A 21,697-nucleotide genomic window follows, 5' to 3' on the forward strand; every position below is an offset into this window, starting at 1 on the left:
TTTGAAAAAAAAGACCGCCGCAGCCGTAGCCGCGACGGCCCGTCATCATTATGGCATGTGATGAACAGGTTCTATTTTCGTTATTCGGCCTCGTAGTACGGTACGCCGTGCCTTACCACTGCTTTTTCCATTTCTTCCCACCAGATTTCACTATGGCGGTCATTGTCAAAATCTATGGGCTTTCTTTTACCGAGCCGCAGCCGGTCCCGTGTCTCCATTTCCGTTTCGTACACAATCTGTTCCATTTCTTCGTCCGTAACATGGTAGGTATCGAACGGCTCCGGCAGAGATTCCAACTCCCTGCGTGACAGCTCGGATTGCCCGCAGGTGAAAACCTTGTCATAGAAAGCGTCATCTTTCGGCGGCAGTTCGGGTTCCTGTTCCGGCAGCACATCCAAATAATCCGACTCGTACAGGTAGTTTTCGTCGCGCCCCTTCGTCTGCCGGTTGTTCTTGAACTCTTCCAGATCACTTTCCGTCAGGCGGAATTCCTTCTTCTTACGCCGCAGGTACTCCATCATGTTTTCGAGGGAGGAGAACGGGGCTATGAGCTCCATGGAAGAACGGTTGTGCCAGGCATCGCTCCGGTACAGCAGGTAGACCTGCGGGCGGTTCCGGGCCGCCTCCTTACGGTATTCGCCGAACTCATACAGGGCGTTGTCGAAACTTCCGAATGCCAGCCGGACTTTGTCTTCGACGGATATGGACTCCCGGCATTCCTCGAAACGGCGTTGCACGTATCCGATGAAATCCACGTCTTCCAGAGTCTCCATGACCGTGCTGTCATCAGTCGAGAGCGCGATGTCAGCTCCTGCGAAATTGTCGGCTGACAGCACGTGTTTCTCTTCATTGTATTCGTCTTCCGCCCTGCAGACGGCCAGACCGGGCGTTTCTGCCTCGATCTCCACGACCTTACGGAGCGTCTCTTCGATAGCTATCCGGTATTTTTTCATTGTATGATGTTTATTTGTTTCAGTTCACGTTTGTAGTTTCTCAATGACGGCTTGTGCCCTTTCTCCCTTACGATCTGGCGCATCTGTGCAAAGGTGTATGCCTTCTCCATGTCCAGGCCGTAGTCCGTGGCGAATGCCGTCATTCCGATATAGCAGAAGCCGAACTTCCGGTGCAGCATGTCGGCCGTATAAGGAGTCATGTCTTCCGCCAAGGTTACGGGGACAGCCATTCCCCGGATCTTGAACTTCAAGCCCTCGATAAGGGTCCCGCAGTTGTCGCTGTGGTAGGTCAGGTCCCTGCGGCGGGCGCAGTAACCGATGGTCTCACCCATGAAGGTGTTGCGGAAGATTTCCGTACGGTTCAGGTCCTTCAACTTCTCGACACCGTAATAGCAGACCGCCTGTACGGCTTTCAACGCTTTGTCCACACGGGGTTTGACAAAGCGGGGGTCGTTTTCCGCCACGATCTTTTCCAGCCACGTGCGGTGGAAGGTTCCGACAGGCACGTCGAACACCTTCTCCGGCGTGCAGTATTTTGAATCCGACCGCGTCATCATCAGATGTGCCGAGGACGGCTCGTATTGTTCTTTCAGGTAAAAGGCCAGACAGGTATTGCCGACTTTGCAGTAAGTATAGTCGTCACGGCTGTTTTTCAGCGACAGCATCGTGGTTTCCCCGCCGTAGAACTTCTCGGGCAGTCCGGTCTGTCGGCAGAACTCCGTGAGGAAATGTCCGGGGATGGCATGTGCATAACTGCGCTCCTGGTAGCACTCCTTCGCCATTTGCGGAGTGATGAACCGTTTGGCAAAGTCACAGATATGGTAATGACCGTAATCATACGCCGCCTGCGTGTTCGCGGAGCTCTGGAACTTTTTGGGCATCTGGCGGAACCAGCGGAAACTCGTCCCGTGCTCCATGCAGTAGTCGACAAATTCCCGCGTCCATACATTTTCAGGAAATTCGGGACAGTTGCCGTTTCTTCGGATGAATGCCTTGCACACTTCCACCGTGAGCAGGGATTGTTCAGTTTCCTCGTCGATATAGCAGTTCGTCTCCCGTTTGCTGTTATCGATGGCAATGACCAGTCTTTCCGGTGTCTTGAACCGCTTCGGCAACTCCCCGAACATGTAAGGGTGTTTCTCCATCAGCCGGTCCGCCAGCATGTCGTCCAGATATACCGACAACGGCTTGAAAAACTGGGGGTCTGTGATGAAGTTTTTTCCTTCGGTCGAACAGACAGCCGCATGGAGAATCTCATAGGAATAGAACCGGGCGGGAACAAGCGAGAGGTCATGTTCCGCCATCTTGCGGTAGTATGCCGCAGTCTTGAAACGGGACGGCACGACGGCATCGGTAACCGTGCTCAATATTTTCATCCCGTCGAGCATCCCGTAATAGAACTCTTGAGTCTTTACCTCAACGGGGACATATCCGAGGATAAGCCCCGTTTTCATGACGGCGTCTGTCCTGCTGTCCGTGTAATACGGGTCGTAAATATAGCTGCGCAAGGCCAGGTATGCCAGTTGCGCATCCCAAAGGCGTTCAGGTATGAAGGCGAGAATGTCGAAATCCCCGCGTCCGTTTCGGATGACCGCTTCTGCCATTTCTCGGGTAACCATTGCTTCGGGAACGGCCGTGATATTCTTCGGTTTTTTGCGCATGGCGTAGTCACAGACTGCTCCCGAACGGTACGCCTCCGGAATATTGCGCAGCTCGAAGCTGTGCCAGCTCTCCGTGCTGCCCGCGATGATTCGTTCTATACGTCCGGGTGTGAGGAAACGTCCCGGAATATGGCTCAGCACCTCTATTTCCTTGCTTTCGACGGCTGCTTCCACGATCTCTTCCGTGAACAGGTGTTCCGGCAGCCATTCTATGGCCGATACGATGTTATTGTGCCGCATACAGTTTCTTTTTAAGGTTGGACGAACGGACGATTCTCACAAGGCGGCACCCCCGGTAGACATAGAGTATCCTGGATTCCCGTTCGGCGAGTTCCTCAAGTCCCTGCCAGTGCTGCGGTGTATTTATCTTTTCGAGTCGGACATGGTTGTTCACATATACCGTGATCGGTTTCATGCTGTCATGGGAGGGCGTATCTTCGACGAAGAGCGGCTGTTCACAGTATTCTCCCTTGTCCATGACATGCCATCTGCCGTTATCGAACAGGAGGCACGTGTCCTCCATGCGGCCGAAAATGTCTGCGTTGTCCGCGATGCGTGATGCGGATTGCCGCGGTGTTTCCCGTCCGTCACGGATCTTTGAAAAACAGTGGACGGTATCGCCGGTTCCTGTCCATTTTCCATAGGGTGACGGTCCCAGTTTTTGTATGTCGCCCAGCGACAGCAGGGCATCTACCCGTCTGTCATTGGGATAGAACACCCGGAGTTTCCTCACAAGGTCTTTTGAAAGCGTCTCATGGAGCGCCTTGATGTGCCGGACACTGCCGTCCGGCAACAGTTTTCCGATTTGTATGCTCATAATAGTGCTATCTCTTGTTGTTGAAGTATAGCCGGGTCGTCCTTCTTTCGATTGACAGTCCGGCTTGAAAATTATGATTTACAGAAGTCTTCGGACTGGTATCCGGCCATGTCCGGTACGGAACCGCGTGTCATTCCGTCCTGTCGTCTTCCCGTCTTTTCATTTTCAGTTCCCTGCCGGTTGCCGTGCGGCAGAGCGGCAGTTTCCCGGAAGCGGTTTGCTTGCATCCCTCGACGAGCCGTCCTTCAGACACCATTTTCCCGTACATTTCCCTGATATAACGGTATGCCGGGGAGGTGTTCGAATAAACGGACTTCCCACGGAGTGTCTTGACACGCAGCTTTTCGACGAGTATTTCCAGCACCTGCTCCCGGCTCTTGTACAGGTTCCGGCGCTTGGTGCGGAAGGCGTCGAGAAAGACACCCCCGATAGTCATGTCATGAGTCTTGTGGTAATACGCGAGTTCTTCCTCCTCCGTCAGGTCGAGAATCTCGCCGTAAGTGTCAGTACGTAGGTACCGGAAGGTCGTTCCTTGTGCCAGAATCTTCTCGATAAGCTCCATGTGCTCTTTAAGAACAGGGCCCGATAACGATTGGGGATGACAGTACAGGCATGTCTTTCCGAGATACACCTCGGGACAACCGTCTTTGTATTTGTTTTCCTTGATGCTGAACCCTGTTTCCGTGAAAAGGCGCTTTACCTCGTCGAAGAAGCGTCCGGCTTTCTCTTCCGGCATGCGACCGCCGTCATAGCCGGACTCGACGCGGAAGTATGTGTCGATATATATCGGTGTGTCCATTTACAGTTCTGATTTTGATATGTTATATAAAGCATAGCCCGGAACCTCCCGCTCGGGTTCCGGGCATCGTTGAAAATATTCTCATAGACGTATGGAATCGAACACTTTGTCGATGTCCTCCTGCGCCAGCCCGATGTAGCGCCGGGTGGTTTCCAGGTTGGAATGGCGGAATATCTGGTTGAGCAGGATCAGGCCCTCGGCCGAGCGTCCCATCAGCTCGTAGACATAGCGCCCGAAAGTCTTGCGGAAGGTATGTGTGGAGAATGCCCTGATCGGCAGCCTGTACCTTACCTTGAATACCTTGAGCAGCCTGTTGATGTATTCCAGCGAGTAAGGTTTCCCGGTACGCGGGCTGAGAAAGATGTACTGTTCGGGGGCGGGTTGTCCGAGCATCTCGTACAGGAAACGGTTCTTCTCCTGCACGTCCCTGTTGAACTTGATCAGGCGGTTTTTCTTTGTTTTCTGCTCGATGCGGGTCATGGTGCTTTTTCCTAAGATGTCTTTCCAGCGCAGGGTCCTCACGTCGGAGGCCCTGCATGCCGTGCAGAACGACAGCCAGCAGTAGGTCTCCCACAGGTACTCGCCGTCCTTCTCAAGCCCGCGGACCAGCCTGTTATATTCCGCTATGGGCAGGTAGTCGGCTGTCGTCAGTTGTCCCTTGATTCTTGTCACGTGGCAGCCTTTTAAGATTCCGGCAACCCTTCCGAGAGCATCAGCTCGGCCAGCGCCCCGTTCTGGGGAATCATGGCCGGAATGTCCGTACGTCCGGGCTTGTAGATTTCGGTTGCCACGTTATAGATATCCCACGCCGTGAGCGTCTTCTTCTCTTCGGTGAGTTTGAGCAGGTCCTCGGTGAAGATGGAAATCTGGGACTGGTTCAGGGGATAGGTCTCCACCTTGGACGAAAGACGCTTGTCGGAACTGTCATGCGATACGCGCAATGCTGTCAGCAATCCGATGTAGGCGTACATCTCCACCGGGGTAATTACTTTCGCTTTCAGGCGGCGGATGCGTTCCCTGTCCTCGTTCATCTGTACCTCGAAGTTCGAGAGCCACTCGTCTACACGACCGAAAAGCTCTTCGGTGGTGACTTTGTCTTTCCCGTAGTTCGACACACTGCGTTCGGGGGAGAGGATGCACTGGTTGTGGCACACCCTGACGCACGGGCCGATGGCCGCCTGGATGCCGTCCTGATGGAAGGCGATGACAAGCGTCGTGGTCAGCTCGTCCGTTTCCCATTCCTTAATGCGGATGGTCGTATAAACGCGGCGCAGGATATGCGCCTCGACGGCCATCGCCCCGTACTTTTGTTCCACCTGGGGCAGGACGACCACGCCGGGCTGTGCCTTGTTCTTGTTCTGGGCGGCGAAGATTTCCTCCACCTCGTAATTCAGGTTGTGTTTCTGGCAGATGTCCGCCATGCGCTCTATCACCTCGTAATGGTAGATTCCCTTGAGCGGGTTGCCATAGATGTCATTTTCCTTGTGTGTGCGCCGGAGCGTGTCGAGCGTCATCACCTCGACGTTGTTGTTCTGGAAATCGAACTGCACGGGGGCGGCCGTTGTTGCTAATGCTGTTGCCATAATGATTGATATTAAAAAAGTTATACAATAAGAAAGGCGGTGAACCGTTGTCCATCGCCTTTCCGGAATTCATTTTGCGGTTTCAGGCAGGTAACGCCTGCATATCAGGTCCGTGATACTCGGGTAATACACGTTGCCATAAGTTCCGTATGGTCCGAAACGGGCAAGGAAGCGGAAGTAAAAATCTACCGGACGCCGGTAGCTCGTCTGTATTTTGGTTTTCAGCAGGCGGTAGGCGTACTCGTCAGAATTTTCCACCTTGACCTTGCGTCCGTTGAAATAATAGTTTCCCTCCTTATCTGAAGAAAACGATACCTCTTCCTTTGCCGGACGCTCGCCGGCAACGACCCTGAAGAAGTCCTCCAGGGAGCGGCAATCCTGGTATTCTACCGGAATCGTGTCGCCCTCTCGCAGTTTCACGTCCAGTTTGTCAAGCAGTGTCTTGATGGCGGGCGTGTAGATATTTTCGGATTGGAAGCATCTTGTATCCCGCCAGTATTTCTCGAAAAGAGAGCCGGTTTCAAGGAGTAGGAACAGGGTTTCACGCGCTGTCTGCGGTTTATCGGCCAGATATGGAATATACTCGGTCACCAGTATGGAAAGTGAAAGATACTCCTCCGGTTGCAGTTCGCTCTTCTGGTGCAGGTTACAGTGCCTCTCGAGCAGGGAGTCGATGTCGGCTTCCCGCAAGCTTTCGTCCGTCCATACCAGGCAACCTTCTTTCTTGCAGGCGGGACATTTATCCGCTCCATACGGCAGGAGCATCACCTTGCCGCAATCGGAACAGGTGACCAGGTCGCCTCGTTCCGTATAAACATCTACCGTTTCCATTCTCAATCCTCCGCGTAAGGCCATTCAAGGCAGCAGTCATTGCATACGGCCACGCCCTCGTCACTCAGAATGTCAATATCTGTGCCCCCACATTCGGGGCATACCGGTACCTTTTTCTTGTCCATTCGTCGCTCTGCCGCTTCTTCCGTCAGAAGCAGCGGCACCCAGTATGCCGATGTGCCGAAATCCCGTATCCCGTTTTCATCCTGTATGGGTTCACAACCTTTCGTTCCCATGTATTTCTGGGAGTCCGGCCAACACACGGCACGGTAACACTTGTCCCGTTCGGGAGATTTGCCGGTATGGCGTATATAGTCTTCCTCGGGCACGTAAAGCGCTCCGTTCTCCCCGCTTCCCCATGCCGGATAACCGGTTCCTTCTTCCTCGAAAGGAGCACTTTCCTCGGGAAATTCCACGAGTGCATATAACTTGTCATCCCATGCCAGGGAACACTCGCCGCAGTGGAACCGACTTTCGTGAATATCATAACGGATATTTTCCGAATTGCATTTCGGACAGATAATGTCTTTTGTTTTTACTTTCGGGAAACTCAGGATTTCTCCGGCAATGATTTCCATGCTGGGCCAGAACAACTGTTCGCAGTAATCGTCGGCCATCTTTTCCGCCAGATTCTGCATGTCGTCATCGCTGATCTTTTCCACATCGAAACCTTGTCCTTCCAGGTCATCGCGGTGGACGGACGTGATAGGGAAATACCCGGCGTTCAGCTCCCGGATAAATTGTCTTTCCTCTTCTGTCGGTTCGGGTAAGTTGTTGAAATATTCCCTGAGCCGTTGATAAAGTTCTCTTACCATAATTATATTCCTGTTTTTAATCTAATATCCACCAGTCGAGGACCAGTAGTTCCGGTCCATGATTTTTTCAAGTTCGAGGTCGGAACGTTCTTTCCAGAGGTCGAAGTCATCAAGCAGCTCCGTTCCGTCCTCCAGAGAAAGCACAGTATCCTCATTGTCAAACAGATAGTCTTGTATGTCATATCCGGACGGATAACGGTTTTCCCGGATGATTTCTTCTGCAATTTCCTTGTCCATTCGGTTGCCATTTTTTCAGTTCGCCGGTATTGTAACCGGATTCATTTGTTTTGTCTTTTCCTTGTAAAACCTGTCGATGGCAAGGAAGTAGTCCTCCGCATCCCAATCAGTGCCCGCATGCTCAGTCTCGAATTCTTCCGCCCACTGGACGATCTCGGCATTGACGGCACGGGAGTCCCTGTCCTCCCACAGGTTGTCCGCCCCGGCATTGTAGGCAAGGTCCACGACAGCCTCCTGCAACTTGTTGTAGCCGTTACACTCTCTACCGTTGGAACGCAGCCATAAGTCCACGTCGACGGCATCCTCTTCCGTCGTCCCATTGTGCAGGCACAGGCACTGCCCGTTGCCGTTATGGCATACGAGGACCGGCCGTTTGGTGTCGGGGCATATCCGTACCAGCAGCTCATTGGCGGCAAGTGTTTCCGTATCATGCCCATTGAGCATTGCAGGAAGCGCCTGGCTGACCAGACTCAGGATTTCCTGTTCCTCCTTTGTCCCGGACGGCTTGGAAGCCAACAGGTTCTGTATGCGTTTAAGAAGATTGTAAATCATAATCAGCAGTCATTATGTTCTTTCCAGATTTTACGTTTCTCGTCATAGCCCTTGTTTTCCCACCATTCATTGCAGGTTTCGGCAAACCCCTGATGGTTGTCTCCGGCCGGACACTTGTCCTGACGGCAACCCGTGATCTGTTCCATTTGATTTGCGTCCAACGAGTTCCACCATTCCTCCATGCGTTCTTTGAACTCTTTTAAAGTACAGAATGGCTGATGGTCCTCGCATTCGTCGCACCAGTTATCATAGCGGTCTATACCCGTGGTACCGATGAATGTACGGGCATTCGGATCCACCCATGCCTGGGTCTGTATATTGTCTGAACCGCACCCCTCGCATACGACAATCTCGTCGTCATTGACATCAGCGGAGATGAACCCGTGTTCTTCCAGCCAGTGGGCAATCTCAAGCAATCCCTCGGTCTGTACCTGTCCGATGGGCTCATCGAAATCCTCGCCGGCTTCGCCGTTGAGCGTGCAGAGCAGTTTGCCGTTCCCGTCGATGAAAAGTTCATAAACGGTCGCACTTTCATAACCGCCGTATCCGTAAAAAGCGGAATTGTGGACCACCACTATCGGGGAGGTTTCATACTCCGCTGATTCCGCCTCCCGGTAATGTACGCCGCAGTTGCGGTAGAACGTGCCGATGATGTTGTTCTCCTTCTTCACGGCGTCGCGGATTTTCTCCATAAGTGATCTTCTGATGGAGATGATACTGAGGTGCGCATAATCCTTACGGAGACGTCTGTACACTTCCTGCTCGAAGTTGCCTCGAACAGAGTCGAAAGGGGATACGCCGGCGTTCTCCCGGATATATTTGTCCTCGTTAAAGTTGTAGCGCCGGCAGACAATATTCTTGACGCGGCGGAATTCCTCTCCGGCAAATTTGAGGATACTGTTCTCGCCTAGCGAAGTCGGAAAATAGCAGCGGGGCATGTGCACTGTCATTTCACGGTAAAGTGTGTCATCGTCTTCCGGAAAGGTTCTGTCTGTTTCCGGCTTTGTAGGTTTTTCCTGTTCCATGTTGCTTGTTTTTTATCTGTAGTTGAACAATTTCCGGTTTGCCGCCCGTTGCATGGCGGTCACCATATTCTTATGTCATAATCTTTAAAATAGTATTCCAACTCTTTTAATCCTTCCAAAGAGTGCAGCTCGTTCTTTCCGGTCACTTCGATGTCGACGGATACTGCATTTTCATCTTTGATGTTTACTTTGGCATTGTCAAACACGCATCTTACATATTCTGCAATGCATGAGGCAGGCAGGTCGTTTTTTACAATATTAAGTACCATATTATTTATTGTTCATTAAATGTTTGCTACGTCCATAAACCGGGCACCGCTTGCGGTATCTGCATTCGCCCCGGGCCGCGTCGGTATGCGCCCGGTGCCATTCATCCCAGCTCTTCACTCCATTGTCTGTAAGGAATATGATCAGTTGCATGCAGCAGAAACCGCGTTCCTCACGTTTCCGGTCATGAAGGTTGGCCAGCCCGTTATCTTTAGGTTTCATACAGGTTTGATGTTACGGCAGGTTTGCTCGAAACGCCTTCATGGCATATCATTAAAACCATGAGACATGCACATAGGCATCGCTTTGGTCACTGCCGTTGATTAGACAATCAAGTACTTCGATAAACTTTTCCCGGTCCATCCCGGCCTTTGCCAGGCAGGAATAAAATTCTTCGGCATTCTGCCGGAAGGTTTCATCCTGTTCTGAGATATGTTTTCTTAGCTGCTGCAGACCCGAACGGGCTATTTCGAAGTCATCGGTATAGGCGTCTTCTGCGGAGTTATCAACTTCGAACATTGTCAGGATATCATAAAAGATATCCTGACCGCCCCCGCCATACATACCCGGATATTTGTATTCGATTTGCCAAACTCTGGCTACATGTAGTTTCTGGCCATTATCTTTTCATTTTTCGGATTTGTTGTCTTATGCAGTGCAGCATCAATTCGATACCACGGATGCTTTCCTCATTCTCTTTCAGTTTGTAATAGTAGGCGTTCGCTTCGTCGTAGTCTTCCCGTGCCTTGCGCAATCTGCATTCCTTGGCGTCACGGACCTGTTCATGGGACAGGTCGTAACCGATGAACTCGTCCATGAAACAGGAAACCGTACGCCCGTAATAGTGGTCCGTGCGGGTTTCCACCGCAGTACGGATGATGTCGTCGCACCGCCTTCCGAGTGTCCGGAGTACGTCGCTGATATGCCGGTCATGGTACTCGTAACCGAAGAAACGGGTATACCACTCGTGTTCCTGCCGGTTTGTCTTCCCCGCGTAATACTCGTACCATTGGGCGTCGCACTTGGTGTGCCTCTGGGTAACCTTGAATATGGCATACTCTTCACCGATCCATGTAAAACGTGAGAGTATCTCACTCGCTTCTTCCTCATAGTAGCTATCCCGCCAATTCAATTCTTCGGTCTGGCTGAGCGGGAGGAATGACTGTTTGGTGATCCACTGCCCGAAACCTTTGTGCGTGACATGCGGAAGCACTTTCACGACCTTGCTCCATGCCTCGTTGCAGGCTTCATCCAGTGAAGGGAAACTTTCAGGAAAGCGTTCCCTGTCCGTTCCGTCTCGCAACACCTCGTTCCAATCTTTGTCGCAGACAATGAGGGTGAGGTCCTCCCTCACATGGCAGTCGCGTTCGCAATAGCCGTAGGGAGCATCGCAGAGCGTGTACCACTCCTTCGGTCCATAACCGTCGTCACGTCCCAGATAGCGTTTGGGCTTACCCTTCTCTGTCTGCACCTCCCACACTTCCGTGCAGTTTCCACGGTCGATATGGTGCAGGCGTACCCTGATTTCCTTGTTATCTCGTTTTTCTTCCATGTCGTTCATTTTTAGTATGGCCTGTCTTTTTCTTTTCGAGAATCCGGTAGATTTCTTCAAGGTCATGCTCATTGTCTATCGGTTGCCCGTATTCCGTATCCACGATGACCACCCTGGCATTGGCCAGGTGACATCCTGCTATCGTCTTGTCATAGCCGCTCCATTCAGGATTGATTTCTGTTACCGTGTCAAATTCAAGTCCGTATGATGTCTTCATTGTATTTCCAGTTATTATGCGTATTTTTCTATTTTATGCTACCGCTTTGTTCTGCCCGTCGATAATATGCCTGCATTCGGCTTCCAGTTCTTTCATACATTCCGTACCATAGAATCCCCAACAACTGTCCAGTTCATTGTCATCGTCACTTTCCGGCATGATGCGATACCCGAAAACTTCCCCGGTATAGTAGTTGTCAAGGGTACTGATTTCGTCTTGCAGGTATCCCTCGATCCGCTTCCTGCGTTTCGCGGTGATGTTCTTCCACCCGTATTCCCGGCGCACCTTGTCCAACGGTACCGCGATGATTCCGAAAAATCCGGAATCCCACGGGCAGCTGAACGGCGAGGTGGATATTGTAATGCCGCCATGGTCGTAGAGGTAGACCGGCAGGGCGATATATTCCTTCAGGAACGATTCCCGGAAATTTCCGATATGCCCTTCAAAAACCTTGTCGATATCGAAGTGGTCATCAAACTCCTTCTCCGGGCGGTAGCGACGATGTGCCGTATAAAGCGTACCGAGATTGTCATATGCTTCACGCGGGCTTCGGGCGTCATCATCATAATAGATGTTGATGCGGTACCCGTTATATTTGATTTGATTATATAGATTCATTTGCCTGGGTATTATGTCTTGTTACAAAGTCTTACAAATTGTTCCGTAATCTCGTCCCGCTCGAACTCGTCGCAGTTCAGGTCGAAGAATATACCCGAAGCCGCGAGCATGTCACGGGCTTCCCCGTAGGTAAGGTCGTTCCTGTGCCTGTATCTGTCCACCATGTCCCGATGTTCGGCTTCCGCCCGGTCGTGCAGCCTCATTTTATACAGCCTGTACCATGCGGGGAACTGTTCCTTGGAAACCATATTTTCCAGCTGCAAGTCCCGGTATCTTCCCGGTGCCAGCAGGATGTGGCTGTCAATGTAGGACTTCGCCTCGGCTATGATTCCCTCCCTGGTGAAGGGACGGTGGGAGCGTGCCGTGAAATGCACCCATCCACCATGCAACGGGTGTTCGATTTCAATCTGCACACCCTGCCTCCTGACATGTACCACGATATAGGCGGTCTGGCCGGGGAACATATCGTCCTTGAGGCTCACTCCCCGGCAGGCCGGCGGGTCAACATGGATGTAGTGGTCCTGCCTTGCGCCCCCGAGGAACCTTTCAAGCTGCCGCATCGACTGGCGGTAGATGAATGTCCCCACGCGGCACTGGCCTCGGCGGATGTCGCCGTAATAGTACTTTCTTGCCCTTGCTCCGGTAATGCGGGACTCGTCCGATGCCTCGAAATAGCTCCGGTAGGTATCGTCCGTACGGCAGAAATCATATATTTCCTGAAAAGTCCTTGTTTTCATTTGTTACTCCTTTTTATGTATTGTCTTCTTCCGGCGGGGGAAATTCCCCCGTCCTGTAAAATATCTCTCCGAGACGGTCAGCCTGTTCCGCCAGACCTCTCTTCCGGACAGCCGACACGGCATCGCGTGCGGCCTTTTCGTACATGCCCAGCAGTACCGCCTCGGGCAGGCGTTTCGTCCGCCACACCTCCTGTGCGGTGGCGAGCATCTCCACCTCGCAGCCCAGATGGCTGGCCGTGAGGATAATGACGGCATTGCCGATGAAGTTCGGTACGCGTTCTTCCTGTTGTTCTCCTTTCATTGTTCCGTGCCTTTAATCCGTTTCGAACTCGTCTTCATAGACCTCGATCTCCTTCCTGCTCTCGCAGATGCGTACCAGCCAGGTGTATTGGAGCCGTTCCAACAGTTCTATACGGCGATAGCCCTTGTAGGGCACTTTCAGCGTTGCAATGTCTCCCGGTTTCATGTCAGGCGGGTATTTCAAACTGGACATGGAAATGGAATTCGCTTATCAGGCTGCAAATCTGCGGTACTGATTTAGGATCCTCCCCGTAAAGGTAGAAGATGGTCCGGCAACGTGTCAGGCATCGGATACCCTGTTTTCGTAACCGGTACAGCAGGTAGGCCCTGCGTCGTAGTTGTTTCTTGCTCATCGTATAAAGGATTATGTCGTTTTGATTAGAATAGCGGTGTGGTCGTCAAACAGGGGCATCTCTTTACGTTTTCGATGTAATGCCTCCATTGAAAGATGCTCATCTTGTGTTAACAGGGATGAGCATCATTTCAATGGAGGGAGTACTAATTTATTCTGACCCGCCACACCGCGCCGCCTACCGGGCGGATGGTGATGACGGCCTATTTCTTACGCCATGCCGCCATCTTCTTTTTGATGTTGATATTGTTGTCCGCCAGCATTTTTTTCAGGACTGCCAGCAACCGCCAGCCTTCTCCGTTTTTATACTCTTCCGCCTTGGCTGACAGGAACGTCAGTGACTGGTACTTGTCCAGACGCCGACCCCGGTCATTGACAGCCGTGCAACCGTGGAAACGAATCAGGTTCTGCATGGTAAAGAACGCCCCGGCTCCCTTATAGGCATCCATCCATGCCTTGCTTTGAGGAGTGCCCCATGGCAGCCGGATACGACGGTCATTGAACTGTCTGACCGCGTTGTAAAGCTGTGTGGCGTCCAACGCGTGCCTGATGTGGGTTATCGCGATGGAAAGCGGGTAGTACAGTTTGGATTGCAGGTCCTCCACGAAAATATTACGGCCGTGTATACGCTTGTAGGGAACTCCCTTGCATTTTCTTGTTTCCAGGTTGCCCACGTGTTTTTTCAGCGCGTTGACATAGTCGCTCGCGATGGCCAAAACCACATCACGGTTGAACCAGCGGTTTCTCTCGGCAAAACCCGTGATGTCCTTGTGTTCCATCTTCATCTGGGCGTGCAGCTCGTTCAAGAGCATTTTCCACTGGTAATCATAGCCTTTCCGGTGAATCATCTCGGTCACCCCTGCCGGCTCTTTTTCACGGTAATGCGTGTATGACATCATATGGAACATTTGTGCCATGACCCACCGGCGGAAGAGTCGGTTGTTGGGAACGGTACCCTGTGCCATGATGCTGCCGAATATCGGGTCGTTGTCATCCAGGATGGTAAGTTTCCCGTCTTTGTTGGAGGCGATATACTCGCCGCCCTCGGCTCCCTGCATGGCGAACAGGCAGCTCACGTCCACACCGGCACCGCGGAGTGCCTCGATACGCTCCCGCGCCCCTTTGGGAAGTCCGGCAGGAGAATTATGGCCGGCCACCACCGGATAGACGGTGCCCAAATCCGAATTCTTGCCGATAACGGTGCCCGTGGCGGCAAATTCCTTGTCCGCGATGGCGAATTCCGTGCCGCATCCGGGGCACAGGACTTTTGTTTCTTGTTTCTTTCTACTCATTGTGAATTTGTTAATAATTGATTACTTCCGGGTTCCACCCATTTTCTGAGTATCACCAGGTCCTTGTCTTTTTCGCTTTGCCAGAACCATTTGCCCATCGTTTCGGGATTCCATGTGAACCCGCCTATAATCCGGCAGAGGATATAGAATTCCAGCTCGAATTGCGCGGTATCCCGGTGTTGCCCGTACAGCATGTCCCCGTCCTCGAGGTCACTTTCGGGCAATGCCATGAAATACCGGCGGGACTTGCTCTGGCTGCGCTCCGATGGTATCGAATGTTTATAGCGGCGGTACAGCTCCTCCACATCCGTGAAAAAATCCCCGCAGCCGTACTCCGGCAACCACGGAGCGCCATCATACCTGCCGTTCCGTATCATGTGTCTCCCGTTTACTTTTAAACTTCTGGACTGGAAATCAATCCGGAAATTTGCGCCGTTCTCTATGGCGGTGACGGTTTCTCGGTAAATATCTTCCATTTTCTCACCTGTTTACAATTAATGGCACTCAAACCCCTGGCGCGTATCTTTATAGTCCTGATAAATACAGTAGGACTTCGGTCCTGAACCAGGTAGTTGCCTGGCTCAGGACCAAGCTTGAATACTGTATCTTGAATTTGGGTCCCTCGTGCATATGCGGTCGCGCTACCTTCTGTTCAGGGGACTCATCCGGACGGCACATCCCTTTAAAAACCTGATACGGGCCGCGAGTACAGCTGGAACCTGTGTCATCTGTCGTGTTAGCAGGAGATAACACAGGCTCCAGCCGTGTGAATTGCGGCTCTGTTGAAATCCCGGCCTTGCCCCCTTTGCCCTGTGCTGTTCTTTTTGCGGTTCCCGGAATGCCGGCACGTTCCTTTACAGGTCCGATGTCTGCTGTGGCGGAAGCCGGAATGGCGCCGTCGTATAACGTTAGGGATACGACGGCGCGAGACGGGCTTATCGGGGACAGCAGGCTGAATCCATTCCCCCGAACCGCACGTTCCCGTGCTGGAAAAGACTGAAAGTTCTCATAATACCGGCACATGGCTTTATGCTTCCGATGTATCCCGCGTATGGGTCTTCTGCGGAGTCCGAAGGCGACGGTCAGCCGCCTTCAGACTCGGAAAGAAGACGTTGGTACGCGGGATGCCCAAACCTATTCCTTGAACTTTCCCGGTGTGCTCCGGTAACGGGTACGGGACAGACGGCACATGACTTTAATTTCCCGATACATTACAGGCGCAGCCAGAATCGAGATGGGATTAACCGGGTGTTAGACCGGTTAATCTCGATATGGATTCTGGTTATAAGCCTGTAACGTTGAATAGCCTGCCCGTCCACCCGTTCTGCCGTGTGCCCGGCGTAACTTATAGCGATGCCACCAGCGTGTTGTACACCGCCCGGCTGGTCAGAAGGGCGTTACGCATGCAGCCGACAGTCAGGTAACCCGGTATGTCCCGGTCTGTTTTATCGCGGTTGGCCTTCACGTTGCGTCCCCGTCCCCGGACGATGCAGCCATCCGGTTTGGTTCGGACATATCCCAGACCGCCGATCTTGCACCTGCCCGTCTGAACGGCTCTAAAGCAGTCCATCACGAACTTGTTCAGCTCGTTGAGGTCACTCTTCACATTACAGACCGGCAATACCTGTATCGCCCAGCTGAACTCGCCCTTGTACAGGTAACGGTTCACGGCGTCCACGGCTTTTGCCAGTGTCGTGTCCCGGCAGCGGATTGTCCGCCGCTCGATCTCGTGCTGGAAGGTCTTGATGCGTGATGACGAGAGCGAGACCATGCCGCCCTTGATACTGAATCCTAAGAACTTGAACCAGACATCGGCTGCCAGGTATTCCACTTTCTTGGGATTTAGCTTCATGGATTTATCTTCCAGGCGTTTTTGGAGTGTGTCCATCGCTTTTTCATAATCCTTGCCGATAAAAAGCATATCGTCGGAATACCGGACGTAGTAGCCGTTCATTTGTGACAGTTCCCTGTCTAGGTCGTAGAGCAGTACATCCGCCAGCCAGCTAGCCACAGCACAACCCTGTTTCAAGGATTGATACTTGCTTTGCAACCGGTTATCTTCATCGAAATAGAGGTCCGAGTGGTAATATTTCCTAAGTACGTCTATCAGGGCAGACTGGCCGTGTTTGGCCTCCACCTTGTCGAACGCCTCGTCGATGAACCGTATCGGAACACTGTCGAAGTATTTGGAAAGGTCGGACTTCCAGCCCAGACAGCCGCTATTGCCGGTTTCTGTCATCCGGTGGCTGACTTCCGTAACTACCTTGCCGCACCCTATACCGGTCTGGTAGGACTTGCACGAAGAGTGCAGCATCTCCGGCATCAACTCGAAGAGCAGGTCGTTGGCGATACCCAGTACTACGCGGTCCATCGGCTCGTTTACGTACACTGTGCGGAACTCACCGTTGTCCTTGGGTATCTGCGCCGTGTGGGGAGGGGAAATCTCGTACTTTCCCCGGCGCATGGCATAGGCCATCGCCATACGGGTATGCTCGTCGGTCAGCCGAATAAGTTGGTCTTTCCTAATGTCTTTCAGCACGCCTTTCTCAATGGCCTTCGTCCACCGGCCTATGTCGAAGAACATTTGCAATATCTTGTCTTCATTCATGGCACTCAAAACTTTTTTGGGAAAGGATAAAATTCAGTATGTCCATGCCGGATTCTACGTCACATTCCTGCTCGTACTCCTCGCCCGTGTAGTAACTGTAACCCATGATGAAGATTTTCCCGTCTTTCCGGAGCGACGCGTTCGTGATGACCAGTTCCACGGGGTCACGGTCCACAACATGGAGATAGGTCGAGGATTGTTCACCGTTGTCATCAAGGCTGCCGCCACACTCGGAAAGCAGCTTCACGGACAGGGCGTAACATTTTTCATTCAGGGCTTTCTCCGCCACGTGATGGTTGTTCATCTCTTCCGTAAGTGTTCGGATGCGGTCACCGCGTCTCTGCTCGGGAACCGGTTCGAAAGCGGTTTCGAACATCCAGACAGGCATCCATTTATGGAAGACGGCGGGTCCCAAGCGGCATATGTAAACTTCATCGTTCTCTTTCTCCGTCTCCGGGATATCCATTCCCGAGGCTCGTGCTGCCGCTACGCTCATGCGCTCGAAACCGCCGAGGCAGGAAGGTGCCGACTTCAAACGGTAGGGACGGATGTTTCCTACAGGGACACCCATTGACATAAGTAGCATCCCCTTAAAAGTGTCGGTAACGGGAGTGGTTTGCTGTTTGTTCATTCTTTTATTCATTTTCTGGTCTTTGTACATACATTATGATTTCTCACGCATCCTCCGCAAGGGCCACAAGCCGCTCTTCCGGCAGCAGGAACTCCTCGTCCGTGAAGTAATAGCAGATTTTCCGGTCCACGGCCTCCGCCTCGTCCGATATGGGTGCGCCGTCTTTGCCGACCAGCACGTCTTGCAGACCCGTTACAGAGACCAGGGTTTTGTATTCCCCGCCCGTTCCACGGAACAGCGTCAGTTCCCTGACAAAATATTCCCTGTCATTCCATGTGATAATCTCAAACATTTCCTCCACTTCCGGGAACAGCCGGCACAGGACCGGAAACAGTTTGCAGGCATCGCTCCGGAGCATCAGGAAGACACATTCCATCAGGCATAGTCCGGCATCTTTGAGCATGGGCAGCAATACGTCCGTGCCTGCTCCGTTTGCCTCTGCCACTATCAGGGCTTTCCAGTATCCTTCCTGGAATGAGTCCGTCCAAGGGATGAGTTCGGCTGCCCTGACGGAATAGGAAACCGCGATTTCTTCCGGATTGTCCTCGTCCGTGGAAATCAGTCCTATTTTCGTGTCATCTTCGACAGGCTCCTTTACCGGCAGGCAGACTTTCATTTTCCGGAACGTGTCCGTGTCCTCGTCCGCCCAGTTGACAAAGCCGCCGAATCTTATAAAATCATATCTGCTCATTTGTCATTATTGTTTATTGTTATTTACCTTACAATTCTTCCGGTTCTCCATCGTTGATACTCCGGTAGAAACGGTCTCCGTCCGCCCACTTCTTGGCGGTGATAGCCAGCTCGAAAGCTTCCTCTATGGAAAGGCCGTCGGCGGGAAGGGCATCAAGGAGTTCTCCCATGCATACGTCATTCTCGCGATACTCTTTCTGCACCTTTCCGAGTGTCATTCTGCCCTTGTCCGTCTTTTTACGCCACAAAAGCATCTGTTGTATCCAATTTTTCATGCGATTCTTTTATTAAAGGAAATCCTTGGCATAACTGCGGGCTTCATTGAAAGTGTTGAAGCCGATTCCACTCATGCAAGAGATTGCCCAGTATCTTAATTTCCTGCTTTCGGCACGGGCAAGATAGATTTGCCCGATACGAATCCCGTCTTTGAGAATGTCATGCCGCTTGTCTTTTGTAATCCGTACCATGTTCCGACATTCACTTGTCCATTTTCCAAAATCCGTAATCGGACCCGTCACCGAGATGAGCACCGAAATAGTACCCCTCCGGTGAGTAACTATCGAGCGTGTCGAACAGCGATTCCAGCAATCCCGCCGCGTCATCGCTGTTCCACCAGTCTGCTTCTTTGTCCTCCATGGCATGGGCGGGGATGGCATTCATCACCTGCACGTACTCCGGTGTGTCACGGATAACGTCCAAGAACGCCGGAATCAGGTCCTGCGTGCGCATCGTGCCGTGGGAGATACTCTCTCCCGGCACGGCATGGAGGCGGTTTTGTGTCCTCTCGTCTATGAACATGGCATTTAGATAAAGGGCAGACGGGTATCTTCCAGCATGGAGGCCAGCATTTGACACATCTCGTATGAAGCACGGTTGCGGTCGTCAATGCAGCGTGAATCACGCCCTGCCATAGCGGTAATGGAAGCCTTTACCGTTCTGAAGAATGTCTGTTCCAGTGTCTTGTGGAAATAAGGAAGAGCCTGGGCGAAACGTTCGGACTTGAATCCCAAATCGTTCATGGCGTATTCCAGCTGTTTGGCCGCCTTGTACTCGCGGCTGTTCTCCAGGCTTTCCGGAATATCACCGAACTGTGCGGTCCGGAGCTGGCGTTCCAGTTCGATGACGGCCACCGAAAGCAACAGCTTGATGGCTTCCGGGTTGCCGATACCGTGTTTCTGCCCGTCAGCGGTATGGAACTCGATCAGGTTTACACTGTTATTCTCTTGTAATTCTTTGTAGCATGCGAGGGTCTTGCTGAGCGCTTTTGCTTTCTCTTTATCCATAATTTTATCTGATTTGATTGTTATTGCACACAAGTACGTCCCCAACGATGAAGTCTTTCGACGCCGGGTGATGAGCACGGAATATCCTGCTCGCTTCAAGATTGAGGGACAGAGGGATAAATTTGCCTTCCTCGTTGACGACCATTGTCGTGTTCCCGTCCAGTTCCACCAGTTCGATGTAGCCGCCGACAATCGCCTGCATCTCCTCCAGCGTGAAGTCTGAGCCATTGGCTGGCTGCACGGGTTGGCGTGTTCCGTCCGTTTTGATGATTTCTGTCATAGTTGCTTTGAAATTTTAAGATTCATGACTCGCCAGTATATCCAAAATCTGTTGCAAAGGGAATTTTTCAGTCCAGAATCGCTCGTCGGTATGTTTGCCGTACGCCCGGTATCTGGCTTCCCCGTTTGCAAATACCGCCAAGATATGGCTGACCAGCACATTGTCCGGCGGAACCAACCTTTCCAGTTCCGTTTCGGTCAGTTCCACGAAGCACCAGTTATTGTCTTCCGGCAAGTCCTCGCTGCCCAGTATCCCGTCCTCGTCCGGCTGGTAAAAACCAACCGATATGTCATAAAAGTTCAAAGACTGGAAACTGATGTCATCCTTGAATGGCTTGACGGCTTCCAGCCTGCCGGACTGTGTCTGTCTCCACTCTTTTGACAGGTACACGATTGCAAAGTCGCAGCAATCCCATGCACTGTCAGTTCCTGCCTTGAGCAGGAGGTATGGGGTAGGTTCATTTGAGATTTTCATCGTATTTCCCTCCTTTTATGCCACGCGTGATACCGTTTCACGGTGCGTAGCTGGTTAATGATATGGCCAAAAAGCTTGCGTGAATAGATGCGGTAATGGAACACAGCCGAATACTCGCATACATTGCCGTGAAAGTCCACGTGGGAGCGGTCATCCGCAAAGTCGAACAAGTCGCCCTGGATTTCCAGCGTGTATTTGTTCTTCCGTAGCCAGTCAAAAAACTCGAAGATGTCCTTCTTTTGGGAGTAGAAAGTACAGTATTCGTAGCGGTTTCCGCGCAGGTTCCTCAGCAATGCCGCCATCTCGTTCCGTTCCCGGCGGTCGCCAAATTCGGATCCCGTCCGAGTGGCGAGGTTCTTCAGGAAATATATTTTACCTCCATACTCGAAATAGTACGGTATGTAGGTGACCGTCTTTTTGTACCAATTGACATATTTGACAAAGGAAGCCTTCTTGACGATGGCGGGATGCAGGTTTACTTTCTCCATGTGTTCCCGAATCTGGCGGTAGATTTCCACATTGGAAAGACGTACGGGACGTTCCGCCCGGAAATACCTGCCGTCCGACTCGAAACAGAGCGCGTACAGGTTTCGGTAATACGGTTCCCCGACAAAGAACCAGTCGCTCTGCATGCGGGCCGGAGGCAGGCATTCCAGCAGTTCGTAATAACGTTCCTCCGTAATTTCATGGAAGGGCTTGCAAAGTGCCCGGGTATAACGCTTCACAAGCAGTGTCATGCGTACCGGTGATACAGCGACCAGGTACGGGTTCTTCTCCCTTTCGCGCAGTGCTTCCAGCGTCTCGCCGCCGTAGTCGCTGTGCATGTCATCCGACATCGACGTGAGGCATGTCCCGTCGAAATAACGTGAATCGATGATGTATCTCATGGGCACTGGATTAAATGGTTATTTTCAACACCTGACCGGCGGCATATTCGGCATTGCGGGTGAGCTGGCGCTGCCATGCCTGGTTGCGTGGCGCCCACTTGAAAGCGTTACGCTTCAAGGTCGTACGCATATCGGTATCGGGTATTTTGTCGAAGAGGATTTGCAGGCGGTCTTCTTCGAAGTTGTAGACCACCTTGCCGCCATCGAACGGAATCTCACGATTTTCACGGCTTGCC

33 protein-coding genes and 1 pseudogene are annotated in these 21,697 nt (G+C 52.1%); all 34 read right to left on the minus strand.

From position 1 onward, the window contains the following. Window positions 1–80: 80 nt before the first annotated feature. Complete coding sequence (locus ABUA47_RS03925) at window positions 81–953, minus strand: DpnD/PcfM family protein (protein WP_004293663.1); 873 nt, start codon at window positions 951–953, stop codon at window positions 81–83. Then, a complete protein-coding gene (locus ABUA47_RS03930; RefSeq protein WP_004293662.1) occupies window positions 950–2,854 on the minus strand; it encodes a hypothetical protein in 1,905 nt (634 codons plus the stop codon). The genes ABUA47_RS03925 and ABUA47_RS03930 overlap by 4 nt, the downstream gene beginning before the upstream one ends. Then, on the minus strand, window positions 2,841–3,431 hold the full coding sequence (locus tag ABUA47_RS03935) for a hypothetical protein (RefSeq protein WP_004293661.1): 591 nt from the start codon (window positions 3,429–3,431) through the stop codon (window positions 2,841–2,843). Before ABUA47_RS03935 ends, ABUA47_RS03930 begins: the two co-directional genes overlap by 14 nt. Before the next feature lie 130 nt (window positions 3,432–3,561). Further along, window positions 3,562–4,230: a hypothetical protein gene (locus tag ABUA47_RS03940; RefSeq protein ID WP_004293660.1), complete on the minus strand. Its 669-nt coding sequence runs from the start codon at window positions 4,228–4,230 to the stop codon at window positions 3,562–3,564. An 81-nt stretch (window positions 4,231–4,311) separates the two neighbouring features. Further along, complete coding sequence (locus ABUA47_RS03945) at window positions 4,312–4,902, minus strand: tyrosine-type recombinase/integrase (RefSeq protein WP_004293659.1); 591 nt, start codon at window positions 4,900–4,902, stop codon at window positions 4,312–4,314. An 11-nt stretch (window positions 4,903–4,913) separates the two neighbouring features. Beyond that, window positions 4,914–5,813, minus strand: a complete 900-nt coding sequence (locus ABUA47_RS03950) for a DUF932 domain-containing protein (RefSeq protein ID WP_004293658.1) — start codon at window positions 5,811–5,813, stop codon at window positions 4,914–4,916. 69 nt (window positions 5,814–5,882) lie between these two features. Beyond that, complete coding sequence (locus ABUA47_RS03955; protein ID WP_004293657.1) at window positions 5,883–6,668, minus strand: hypothetical protein; 786 nt, start codon at window positions 6,666–6,668, stop codon at window positions 5,883–5,885. Then, on the minus strand, window positions 6,647–7,459 hold the full coding sequence (locus ABUA47_RS03960; RefSeq protein ID WP_004293656.1) for a hypothetical protein: 813 nt from the start codon (window positions 7,457–7,459) through the stop codon (window positions 6,647–6,649). The genes ABUA47_RS03955 and ABUA47_RS03960 overlap by 22 nt, the downstream gene beginning before the upstream one ends. A gap of 21 nt (window positions 7,460–7,480) precedes the next feature. Beyond that, complete coding sequence (locus ABUA47_RS03965) at window positions 7,481–7,696, minus strand: hypothetical protein (protein ID WP_004303944.1); 216 nt, start codon at window positions 7,694–7,696, stop codon at window positions 7,481–7,483. A 15-nt stretch (window positions 7,697–7,711) separates the two neighbouring features. Continuing rightward, window positions 7,712–8,248, minus strand: coding sequence for a hypothetical protein (locus tag ABUA47_RS03970; RefSeq protein WP_004293654.1), 537 nt, complete (start codon window positions 8,246–8,248; stop codon window positions 7,712–7,714). Between the two features lie 2 nt (window positions 8,249–8,250). Beyond that, the gene (locus ABUA47_RS03975) at window positions 8,251–9,273 is read right to left on the minus strand and encodes a hypothetical protein (RefSeq protein WP_004293653.1); all 1,023 of its coding nucleotides are present in this window, start codon (window positions 9,271–9,273) and stop codon (window positions 8,251–8,253) included. A 59-nt stretch (window positions 9,274–9,332) separates the two neighbouring features. Next, entirely contained in the window at window positions 9,333–9,542 is a 210-nt protein-coding gene (locus ABUA47_RS03980; protein ID WP_004293652.1) for a hypothetical protein, read from the minus strand. 1 nt (window position 9,543) lies between these two features. Further along, window positions 9,544–9,762, minus strand: coding sequence for a hypothetical protein (locus ABUA47_RS03985; protein ID WP_004293651.1), 219 nt, complete (start codon window positions 9,760–9,762; stop codon window positions 9,544–9,546). Between the two features lie 51 nt (window positions 9,763–9,813). After that, a complete protein-coding gene (locus ABUA47_RS03990) occupies window positions 9,814–10,059 on the minus strand; it encodes a hypothetical protein (RefSeq protein WP_225982485.1) in 246 nt (81 codons plus the stop codon). A gap of 100 nt (window positions 10,060–10,159) precedes the next feature. After that, window positions 10,160–11,092, minus strand: coding sequence for a hypothetical protein (locus tag ABUA47_RS03995; protein WP_004293649.1), 933 nt, complete (start codon window positions 11,090–11,092; stop codon window positions 10,160–10,162). After that, window positions 11,073–11,309, minus strand: a complete 237-nt coding sequence (locus ABUA47_RS04000) for a hypothetical protein (protein WP_004293648.1) — start codon at window positions 11,307–11,309, stop codon at window positions 11,073–11,075. Before ABUA47_RS04000 ends, ABUA47_RS03995 begins: the two co-directional genes overlap by 20 nt. A 33-nt stretch (window positions 11,310–11,342) precedes the next feature. Then, complete coding sequence (locus tag ABUA47_RS04005; protein ID WP_004303947.1) at window positions 11,343–11,927, minus strand: hypothetical protein; 585 nt, start codon at window positions 11,925–11,927, stop codon at window positions 11,343–11,345. An 11-nt stretch (window positions 11,928–11,938) separates the two neighbouring features. Beyond that, a complete protein-coding gene (locus ABUA47_RS04010) occupies window positions 11,939–12,664 on the minus strand; it encodes a hypothetical protein (RefSeq protein ID WP_004293646.1) in 726 nt (241 codons plus the stop codon). 13 nt (window positions 12,665–12,677) lie between these two features. Next, on the minus strand, window positions 12,678–12,965 hold the full coding sequence (locus ABUA47_RS04015) for a hypothetical protein (protein ID WP_004293645.1): 288 nt from the start codon (window positions 12,963–12,965) through the stop codon (window positions 12,678–12,680). A gap of 12 nt (window positions 12,966–12,977) precedes the next feature. Then, window positions 12,978–13,157 carry a hypothetical protein gene (locus tag ABUA47_RS04020; RefSeq protein ID WP_004293644.1) on the minus strand — a complete coding sequence of 60 codons (180 nt, stop codon included), beginning with the start codon at window positions 13,155–13,157 and terminating at the stop codon, window positions 12,978–12,980. Beyond that, window positions 13,132–13,317 carry a hypothetical protein gene (locus ABUA47_RS04025; RefSeq protein WP_074042456.1) on the minus strand — a complete coding sequence of 62 codons (186 nt, stop codon included), beginning with the start codon at window positions 13,315–13,317 and terminating at the stop codon, window positions 13,132–13,134. Before ABUA47_RS04025 ends, ABUA47_RS04020 begins: the two co-directional genes overlap by 26 nt. Before the next feature lie 202 nt (window positions 13,318–13,519). Beyond that, window positions 13,520–14,608, minus strand: coding sequence for a hypothetical protein (locus ABUA47_RS04030; protein ID WP_004293643.1), 1,089 nt, complete (start codon window positions 14,606–14,608; stop codon window positions 13,520–13,522). Further along, window positions 14,605–15,084: a hypothetical protein gene (locus ABUA47_RS04035; RefSeq protein ID WP_004293642.1), complete on the minus strand. Its 480-nt coding sequence runs from the start codon at window positions 15,082–15,084 to the stop codon at window positions 14,605–14,607. Before ABUA47_RS04035 ends, ABUA47_RS04030 begins: the two co-directional genes overlap by 4 nt. Before the next feature lie 869 nt (window positions 15,085–15,953). Then, window positions 15,954–17,216, minus strand: a complete 1,263-nt coding sequence (locus tag ABUA47_RS04040; RefSeq protein WP_004303952.1) for an RNA-directed DNA polymerase — start codon at window positions 17,214–17,216, stop codon at window positions 15,954–15,956. Then, on the minus strand, window positions 17,209–17,847 hold the full coding sequence (locus ABUA47_RS04045; protein WP_004303954.1) for a hypothetical protein: 639 nt from the start codon (window positions 17,845–17,847) through the stop codon (window positions 17,209–17,211). Before ABUA47_RS04045 ends, ABUA47_RS04040 begins: the two co-directional genes overlap by 8 nt. Before the next feature lie 43 nt (window positions 17,848–17,890). Next, on the minus strand, window positions 17,891–18,538 hold the full coding sequence (locus tag ABUA47_RS04050; RefSeq protein ID WP_004293639.1) for a hypothetical protein: 648 nt from the start codon (window positions 18,536–18,538) through the stop codon (window positions 17,891–17,893). Window positions 18,539–18,566: 28 nt separating this feature from the next. Beyond that, window positions 18,567–18,812, minus strand: a complete 246-nt coding sequence (locus ABUA47_RS04055) for a hypothetical protein (RefSeq protein ID WP_004293638.1) — start codon at window positions 18,810–18,812, stop codon at window positions 18,567–18,569. A 12-nt stretch (window positions 18,813–18,824) separates the two neighbouring features. Further along, complete coding sequence (locus ABUA47_RS04060; RefSeq protein WP_004293637.1) at window positions 18,825–19,004, minus strand: hypothetical protein; 180 nt, start codon at window positions 19,002–19,004, stop codon at window positions 18,825–18,827. 10 nt (window positions 19,005–19,014) lie between these two features. Beyond that, complete coding sequence (locus ABUA47_RS04065) at window positions 19,015–19,335, minus strand: hypothetical protein (protein ID WP_004303957.1); 321 nt, start codon at window positions 19,333–19,335, stop codon at window positions 19,015–19,017. 5 nt (window positions 19,336–19,340) lie between these two features. Beyond that, on the minus strand, window positions 19,341–19,820 hold the full coding sequence (locus ABUA47_RS04070) for a hypothetical protein (protein ID WP_004293635.1): 480 nt from the start codon (window positions 19,818–19,820) through the stop codon (window positions 19,341–19,343). Window positions 19,821–19,824: 4 nt separating this feature from the next. After that, on the minus strand, window positions 19,825–20,100 hold the full coding sequence (locus ABUA47_RS04075) for a DUF3846 domain-containing protein (protein WP_004293634.1): 276 nt from the start codon (window positions 20,098–20,100) through the stop codon (window positions 19,825–19,827). 15 nt (window positions 20,101–20,115) lie between these two features. Further along, window positions 20,116–20,574: a hypothetical protein gene (locus tag ABUA47_RS04080; RefSeq protein ID WP_004293633.1), complete on the minus strand. Its 459-nt coding sequence runs from the start codon at window positions 20,572–20,574 to the stop codon at window positions 20,116–20,118. Next, window positions 20,571–21,461 (minus strand): hypothetical protein, encoded by an 891-nt coding sequence (locus ABUA47_RS04085; RefSeq protein ID WP_004293632.1) that lies wholly within the window; start codon window positions 21,459–21,461, stop codon window positions 20,571–20,573. The genes ABUA47_RS04080 and ABUA47_RS04085 overlap by 4 nt, the downstream gene beginning before the upstream one ends. A 10-nt stretch (window positions 21,462–21,471) precedes the next feature. Continuing rightward, window positions 21,472–21,697, minus strand: a pseudogene (locus ABUA47_RS04090) (hypothetical protein); the annotation flags it as partial.

The sequence above is a fragment of the Bacteroides sp. RTP31139st1_H2_RTP31139_211217 genome (assembly GCF_040227615.1).
Classification (GTDB): Bacteria; Bacteroidota; Bacteroidia; order Bacteroidales; family Bacteroidaceae; genus Bacteroides; species Bacteroides uniformis.

Excerpts from the sequence above, each read along its gene's own strand:
- ABUA47_RS04035 (WP_004293642.1), bottom strand. The coding sequence starts at position 15,084 with ATGGAAGATATTTACCGAGAAACCGTCACCGCCATAGAGAACGGCGCA.
- ABUA47_RS04010 (WP_004293646.1), bottom strand. The coding sequence starts at position 12,664 with ATGAAAACAAGGACTTTTCAGGAAATATATGATTTCTGCCGTACGGAC.
- ABUA47_RS04000 (WP_004293648.1), bottom strand. The coding sequence starts at position 11,309 with ATGAAGACATCATACGGACTTGAATTTGACACGGTAACAGAAATCAAT.
- ABUA47_RS03985 (WP_004293651.1), bottom strand. The coding sequence starts at position 9,762 with ATGAAACCTAAAGATAACGGGCTGGCCAACCTTCATGACCGGAAACGT.
- ABUA47_RS03990 (WP_225982485.1), bottom strand. The coding sequence starts at position 10,059 with ATGTTCGAAGTTGATAACTCCGCAGAAGACGCCTATACCGATGACTTC.
- ABUA47_RS04015 (WP_004293645.1), bottom strand. The coding sequence starts at position 12,965 with ATGAAAGGAGAACAACAGGAAGAACGCGTACCGAACTTCATCGGCAAT.
- ABUA47_RS03940 (WP_004293660.1), bottom strand. The coding sequence starts at position 4,230 with ATGGACACACCGATATATATCGACACATACTTCCGCGTCGAGTCCGGC.
- ABUA47_RS04060 (WP_004293637.1), bottom strand. The coding sequence starts at position 19,004 with ATGGTACGGATTACAAAAGACAAGCGGCATGACATTCTCAAAGACGGG.
- ABUA47_RS03925 (WP_004293663.1), bottom strand. The coding sequence starts at position 953 with ATGAAAAAATACCGGATAGCTATCGAAGAGACGCTCCGTAAGGTCGTG.
- ABUA47_RS03930 (WP_004293662.1), bottom strand. The coding sequence starts at position 2,854 with ATGCGGCACAATAACATCGTATCGGCCATAGAATGGCTGCCGGAACAC.
- ABUA47_RS03975 (WP_004293653.1), bottom strand. The coding sequence starts at position 9,273 with ATGGAACAGGAAAAACCTACAAAGCCGGAAACAGACAGAACCTTTCCG.
- ABUA47_RS04075 (WP_004293634.1), bottom strand. The coding sequence starts at position 20,100 with ATGACAGAAATCATCAAAACGGACGGAACACGCCAACCCGTGCAGCCA.
- ABUA47_RS04055 (WP_004293638.1), bottom strand. The coding sequence starts at position 18,812 with ATGAAAAATTGGATACAACAGATGCTTTTGTGGCGTAAAAAGACGGAC.
- ABUA47_RS03935 (WP_004293661.1), bottom strand. The coding sequence starts at position 3,431 with ATGAGCATACAAATCGGAAAACTGTTGCCGGACGGCAGTGTCCGGCAC.
- ABUA47_RS04040 (WP_004303952.1), bottom strand. The coding sequence starts at position 17,216 with ATGAATGAAGACAAGATATTGCAAATGTTCTTCGACATAGGCCGGTGG.
- ABUA47_RS04085 (WP_004293632.1), bottom strand. The coding sequence starts at position 21,461 with ATGAGATACATCATCGATTCACGTTATTTCGACGGGACATGCCTCACG.
- ABUA47_RS03960 (WP_004293656.1), bottom strand. The coding sequence starts at position 7,459 with ATGGTAAGAGAACTTTATCAACGGCTCAGGGAATATTTCAACAACTTA.
- ABUA47_RS03955 (WP_004293657.1), bottom strand. The coding sequence starts at position 6,668 with ATGGCCTTACGCGGAGGATTGAGAATGGAAACGGTAGATGTTTATACG.
- ABUA47_RS03995 (WP_004293649.1), bottom strand. The coding sequence starts at position 11,092 with ATGGAAGAAAAACGAGATAACAAGGAAATCAGGGTACGCCTGCACCAT.
- ABUA47_RS04020 (WP_004293644.1), bottom strand. The coding sequence starts at position 13,157 with ATGTCCAGTTTGAAATACCCGCCTGACATGAAACCGGGAGACATTGCA.
- ABUA47_RS04005 (WP_004303947.1), bottom strand. The coding sequence starts at position 11,927 with ATGAATCTATATAATCAAATCAAATATAACGGGTACCGCATCAACATC.
- ABUA47_RS04065 (WP_004303957.1), bottom strand. The coding sequence starts at position 19,335 with ATGTTCATAGACGAGAGGACACAAAACCGCCTCCATGCCGTGCCGGGA.
- ABUA47_RS03980 (WP_004293652.1), bottom strand. The coding sequence starts at position 9,542 with ATGGTACTTAATATTGTAAAAAACGACCTGCCTGCCTCATGCATTGCA.
- ABUA47_RS04030 (WP_004293643.1), bottom strand. The coding sequence starts at position 14,608 with ATGAGTAGAAAGAAACAAGAAACAAAAGTCCTGTGCCCCGGATGCGGC.
- ABUA47_RS04025 (WP_074042456.1), bottom strand. The coding sequence starts at position 13,317 with ATGAGCAAGAAACAACTACGACGCAGGGCCTACCTGCTGTACCGGTTA.
- ABUA47_RS04070 (WP_004293635.1), bottom strand. The coding sequence starts at position 19,820 with ATGGATAAAGAGAAAGCAAAAGCGCTCAGCAAGACCCTCGCATGCTAC.
- ABUA47_RS03950 (WP_004293658.1), bottom strand. The coding sequence starts at position 5,813 with ATGGCAACAGCATTAGCAACAACGGCCGCCCCCGTGCAGTTCGATTTC.
- ABUA47_RS03965 (WP_004303944.1), bottom strand. The coding sequence starts at position 7,696 with ATGGACAAGGAAATTGCAGAAGAAATCATCCGGGAAAACCGTTATCCG.
- ABUA47_RS03970 (WP_004293654.1), bottom strand. The coding sequence starts at position 8,248 with ATGATTTACAATCTTCTTAAACGCATACAGAACCTGTTGGCTTCCAAG.
- ABUA47_RS04050 (WP_004293639.1), bottom strand. The coding sequence starts at position 18,538 with ATGAGCAGATATGATTTTATAAGATTCGGCGGCTTTGTCAACTGGGCG.
- ABUA47_RS04045 (WP_004303954.1), bottom strand. The coding sequence starts at position 17,847 with ATGAACAAACAGCAAACCACTCCCGTTACCGACACTTTTAAGGGGATG.
- ABUA47_RS04080 (WP_004293633.1), bottom strand. The coding sequence starts at position 20,574 with ATGAAAATCTCAAATGAACCTACCCCATACCTCCTGCTCAAGGCAGGA.